The sequence below is a fragment of the Nocardioides sp. P5_C9_2 genome (assembly GCF_054049555.1).
In genome coordinates this window covers 1-4,823 of record NZ_JBFUMD010000309.1, presented here as the reverse complement: position 1 = coordinate 4,823, position 4,823 = coordinate 1, and the positions used below count along the sequence as shown (strand labels likewise).

Annotated in this window: 5 protein-coding genes and 1 pseudogene; 4 read left to right on the top strand and 2 right to left on the bottom strand. The window is 72.5% G+C overall.

Going from position 1 to position 4,823, the window contains the following annotated elements; all coding sequences use genetic code 11:
* Positions 1-270, top strand: a pseudogene (locus ACXJKL_RS14705) (excinuclease ABC subunit UvrA); the annotation flags it as partial.
* 4 nt (positions 271-274) lie between these two features.
* Here ACXJKL_RS14705 and ACXJKL_RS14700 read toward each other — a convergent pair.
* The gene (locus ACXJKL_RS14700) at positions 275-841 is read right to left on the bottom strand and encodes a hypothetical protein (RefSeq protein ID WP_457207789.1); all 567 of its coding nucleotides are present in this window, start codon (positions 839-841) and stop codon (positions 275-277) included.
* Between the two features lie 307 nt (positions 842-1,148).
* Here ACXJKL_RS14700 and ACXJKL_RS14695 point away from each other — a divergent pair, with 307 nt between their 5' ends.
* Together ACXJKL_RS14695 and ACXJKL_RS14690 are read left to right on the top strand one after the other, a co-directional pair.
* Complete coding sequence (locus ACXJKL_RS14695) at positions 1,149-1,511, top strand: DNA polymerase ligase N-terminal domain-containing protein (RefSeq protein WP_457207788.1); 363 nt, start codon at positions 1,149-1,151, stop codon at positions 1,509-1,511.
* Between the two features lie 33 nt (positions 1,512-1,544).
* Entirely contained in the window at positions 1,545-2,012 is a 468-nt protein-coding gene (locus ACXJKL_RS14690; protein ID WP_457207787.1) for a VanZ family protein, read from the top strand.
* On the opposite strand, the gene helR is transcribed toward ACXJKL_RS14690, so the two are convergent.
* Entirely contained in the window at positions 2,009-4,159 is a 2,151-nt protein-coding gene (helR, locus tag ACXJKL_RS14685) for an RNA polymerase recycling motor ATPase HelR (RefSeq protein ID WP_457207786.1), read from the bottom strand. The two genes, ACXJKL_RS14690 and helR, sit on opposite strands and share 4 nt — an antisense overlap.
* Before the next feature lie 122 nt (positions 4,160-4,281).
* Between helR and ACXJKL_RS14680 the strand changes: the two genes are divergently transcribed.
* Positions 4,282-4,823 (top strand): GAP family protein (locus tag ACXJKL_RS14680; RefSeq protein ID WP_457207785.1); only part of this gene is annotated, 542 nt, incomplete at its 3' end.

Here is a 4,823-nt window from a genome sequence, read left to right as displayed (position 1 = left end):
TACATCCTCGACGAGCCCACGACCGGGCTCCACCTCGCCGACGTCGCCAACCTCCTCGGCCTGCTCGACCGGCTGGTGGACTCCGGCAAGTCCGTGATCGTCATCGAGCACCACCAGGCCGTGATGGCCCACGCCGACTGGCTCATCGACCTCGGCCCCGGAGCCGGGCACGACGGCGGCACCGTCGTCTTCGAGGGCACGCCGGCCGACCTCGTCGCCGGCCGGGGCACGCTCACCGGTCAGCACCTCGCGGCGTACGTCGGCGCCTGACACGTCAGGAGGAGCGACGCCGAGCCTCCGGTCCGGGACCCGGCTGGCAGCGGGGACACCACCACGTCCGCCGGTTGCCGGCGTCACCCGGGACCTCGGCGACCACCCGGACGGCGGTGCCGCAGCGCAGGCACCCGCGTCGTTGGCAGCCGCTGACCCAGTGGTCGGTGCCGGGCCACATCGACCCGGTCGTCACCTGGTAGGCCTGGGGCACGGTGGCCGAGTGGTGCAGCATGGTCGCAGCCCGCTCGACCAGGCGCCGTACGTCGACGTCGCCGACGGGTGCCCACGGGCTCGCCCCGGTGAGGAACGCCAGCTCGTTGGCCCACAGGTTGCCGAGGCCGGACACGAGTCGCTGGTCGAGCAGCGCGCTCACCAGCGGGAGCGTCGGGTCGGCGGACAGCCGGCGGACCGCCTCGTCGGCGTCCCAGTCGTCGCGCAGCGGGTCCGGGCCGAGGTGGCCGACCAGGCGCGACTCGTCCGCGGTGGGCACCAGCTCGAGGTCGTGCAGCTTGATCCCGTGGGTCGTCTGCTCGTCGTCGAGGGCCAGCACGAGCCGGACGTCCGCCATTGCGCAGGTGGCTGTGCAGGGTGACCGGCGGGGAGTCGTCGAGCCCGCCGAGCCGGGTGAGCAGGTGCTTGCCGTGCGTGGCGTGCCCCACGACGACCCTGCCGGACCCCGTCGGTCGCCTGAGCTCGCGCACGTGCTTCCGAACAGGCGGGGTCACAGGTCGGGGCTCGCGCACTTGCGCATGAATGGACCGGGGCACCGGTCGGAGCTCGCGCACGTGGACGACCGATACCAGTTCGCGTCCGCGAAAGTCGCGCATCCGCGCGACCGACGCCCGACCCCGCCCGCCACGTGGCAGGGTCGGGGCATGGCGGGGGAGAGACGGTTCGTGCTCCACGACCACCGCAAGCCGAGCCCGCACTTCGACCTGCGGCTCGAGGAGGACGGCGTGCTGCGCAGCTGGGCGGTGCCCCGCGGGCTGCCCGAGGACGCGGAGCACGACCGACTGGCGATCGCGGTCGACGACCACGAGCTCGAGCACGCCGACTACGAGGACGAGCACAAGACGATCGCCGACGACGGCTGGTGGGAGGACCATGACCGCACCGAGCGACGCATGCTCTTCTCCCTGCACGGGCGGCAGGGCGTGCGCCGTTACGCGCTGATCCGCACCGGCGGCACCCAGTGGCTGCTCCACCTCACCCGGGACCAGCCGGCGGCGGACGGGTGAGCGCCGGTTGGAGGCCGTCGACATGATGGGGCCGTGTTCCACCGTCATCCGTTCCTGAGTCTGCTCACCTTCGCCTACCTCGGCTTCGTCGGCCTGGTGACCCTGACCCCGGCCTCCGACCAGCCGGACTACTCCGCGCTCGCGGCTCGCGTCCTGGCGCGGCTGGAGAGGTATCCCGACCTCGACCCGGTCACGGCGCGCCTGAGCGTCGAGCGGGTGGAGTTCCTGGCCAACATCGCCCTGTTCGTGCCGGTGGGCGTGTTCGTGCTGCTGCTGTTCGGCTCCCGGCTGTGGTGGGTGGCGATCGCGGGAAGCGTCGCCCTCACCGCGGCGATCGAGACCGCCCAGCGCTCCATCCCGGGCCGGGTCTCCGACCCGCGCGACGTCGTGGCCAACTCCGTGGGTGCCCTGATCGGTGTCGCCCTCGGCCTGGTCCTGACGCTGCCGGGCACCCTGCGGCGTCGACGGCACCGCGCGGCCCGGACCTCGCTGTCGACCTAGGGGCGGGTCAGGAGCACCAGCCGCTGGGTCGCGCGGGTCATCGCGACGTACCGGTCGACCGCTCCCTCGATCCCGGCGCCGAACGAGTCGGGGTCGACGAGCACGACCAGGTCGAACTCGAGCCCCTTGGCGAGCACGGGGGAGAGCGACCGGACCCGTTCGGTGGTCTCGTACGACGGGTCCCCGATCACGCAGGCCGTGCCCTCGGCATGCTGGTCGAGCCACTCCTCGACCACGGCGTGCAGCTCGGCGACGGAGCCGTGGTGGACGGGAACGCCCGAGCTGCGCACCGACGTGGGGACGTTCGCGTCGGGCAGCGCCGCGCGGATCACCGGCTCGGCCTCCGCCATCACCTCCTCGGGTGTGCGGTAGTTGAGGGTGAGCGACGCCAGTCGGACACCATCGAGGCCGACGCGCTCCAGCCGTTCCTCCCACGACTCGCTGAATCCGTGGCGGGCCTGGGCCCGATCGCCGACGATCGTCAGGCTCCCGGACGGGCACCGCTGGAGCAGCATCTGCCACTCGGCGTCCGTCAGCTCCTGTGCCTCGTCGACGACGACGTGGGCGAAGGGGCCGGTGAGCTGGTCGCGCTCGTCGACGGGCAGTGCCGCGTCGTCGACGAGGGCGTCCCGGATGCCGCCCTGCGTCAGCTGGGCCATGAGCCCTTCCTCGTCCTCGAGCTGCAGGAGCTCGTCGACGACCCGGTCCATCCGGGCGCGCTCCGACGCGACGGCCCGCTCCTGGCGACGCCGTCTCCGGGACGTCTCCGGGTCGCCGAGCCGGCGTCGGGCCGCGTCGAGCAGCGGGAGGTCCGGCACGGTCCACTCGCGGGCGTTCGTGCGCTGGAGCGCACGAACCTCCTCGGGACCGAGCCACGGCGCGCACATACGCAGGTAGGCGGGCACCTCCCACAGGTCGCCGACGAGGTCCGTCGCGTCGATGAGCGGCCACGCCCGGTTGAAGGCGGTGGCCAGGTCGGCGTTCTGTCCCAGTGAACGGCGGACGAGGTCGGGGGAGACGTCCTCGTCGGCCTCGTGCTTGTCCACCAGGATCGTGAGCAGGACGTCCCAGACCTCGTTGCGGGCCTCGTTGTGCGGCGTACCGGGTGCCGGCGACTCGAACGCCTCGGCCCAGTCGCTCGCCCCCAGCCAGACGTCGGCCCAGTGCGTCTCGACGTCCATGCCCTCGGTGGGCGGCTCCTCGTACATCCGGACCGCGGGCTCGATCGCCCGGACCATGTCGGCCGACGACTTCAGCCTGGCCACGACCGGATCCGGCTCGGGGGCCGCGGACGCTCCCTCCGGCTGCAGCTCCAGCAGCGTGCACGTGCGCACGCCTTCCTCTCCGAGGCTGGGGAGCACATCGCCGACGTAGCTCAGGTAGGGCTGGTGGGGGCCGACGAAGAGGACGCCGCCCCGGCGGTCGCCGAGACGGGGGTCGGAGTAGAGCAGGTACGCGGTGCGGTGCAGGGCCACCACGGTCTTGCCGGTGCCGGGGCCGCCGTCGACGACGAGCGCGCCGCGCGATCCGGCTCTCACGATGGCGTCCTGATCGGCCTGGATGGTGCCCAGCACGTCGCGCATCCTGGGCGAGCGGCTGCTGCCCAGGGTGGCGATGAAGGCGGACTGGTCGTCCAGGGCCGCGTGGCCCTCGAGGCCGTCGACCGTGAACACCTCGTCCCAGTAGTCGGTGACCCGGCCACGGGTCCAGCGGAAGCGACGTCGGCTGGCCAGGCCGTGCGGACGGGCGTGGGTGGCGGCGAAGAACGGCTCGGCGGCGGGGGAGCGCCAGTCGACGAGCAGCCGCTGTCCGCCCGTCCCGGTGAGACCCAGGCGGCCGACGTAGAGCGTCCCGCCGTCCGTGTCGACGACCCGCCCGAGGCAGAGGTCCAGGGAGTAGCGGCTCAGGGTCCGTAGCCGGGCCGAGATGCGGTGGATCTCCTCGTCGCGGTCCATGGCCGCCTGGTCGGTGCCGCCGGGGAGGCGGAGCGTGGCGTCACGGCGCTCCGAGAGCTCCGCGATCGAGCGCGCGATGCTCTCGGCGATCGCAGCGAAGTGGGCCTCGTCGGCGGCGATCAGGGCAGGATCGGCCTTGGCCGGGTGGTCCGCCAGCGAGAACGCGTCGGTGGTCAGGGGTGTCACAGGCATTCGCTCCGGTGCTTCCGTACGACGGGCTGGAGCCGGGAGTCTGGGCCACGACGGGGGTCTTGCGGCAAGCCCCCTGACCGGCTATACGTTGAGAACGGAGGGGCGGAGACGCGATGGATCGGGTGCTTCTTCAGTTGGTGCCGCTCGCCATCGCTGCCGCGTTGAGCACGGTCACGATCACCGCGACCATCTTCATCCTCATCGCCGAGAGTCGTCGTCGCTCCGGCTTGGCATTCGCCGTCGGCACCGTCATCGGCACGTTCGCGGCCGTCGCGATCGCGACCGTGGCCAGCCAGGCGCTGCCCGGACGTCCTCGCCATCACGACGCCTTGGTCGCGAAGCTGCTGTTCACGATCGGTCTCGCGATGGTCGTGCTGGGGGTGGTCACACTGGCACGGCGACATCGCCCGAGACCCACCCAGCAGCCGGGCTGGATCAACGGACTCGCGTCCTTGGGCGCCGTCCCCGTGCTCGGTGTGGGGCTGGCCCTCAACCTCCGCCCGAAGTCGCTGCTCCTGGCCGCGGCGGCAGGGCTCGCCATCAGCGGGGCTCACCTGCACTTCGACGACGTCGTCGTCCTGACCCTCTTCTACACAGCGTTGGCCACGTGCACCGTCGTCGCGCCCATCGTCGCGACGATGCTGCTGCCCGGGCGGCTCGTGCC

Excerpts from the sequence above, each read along its gene's own strand:
- ACXJKL_RS14700 (WP_457207789.1), bottom strand. The coding sequence starts at position 841 with ATGGCGGACGTCCGGCTCGTGCTGGCCCTCGACGACGAGCAGACGACC.
- ACXJKL_RS14695 (WP_457207788.1), top strand. The coding sequence starts at position 1,149 with ATGGCGGGGGAGAGACGGTTCGTGCTCCACGACCACCGCAAGCCGAGC.
- helR (WP_457207786.1), bottom strand. The coding sequence starts at position 4,159 with ATGCCTGTGACACCCCTGACCACCGACGCGTTCTCGCTGGCGGACCAC.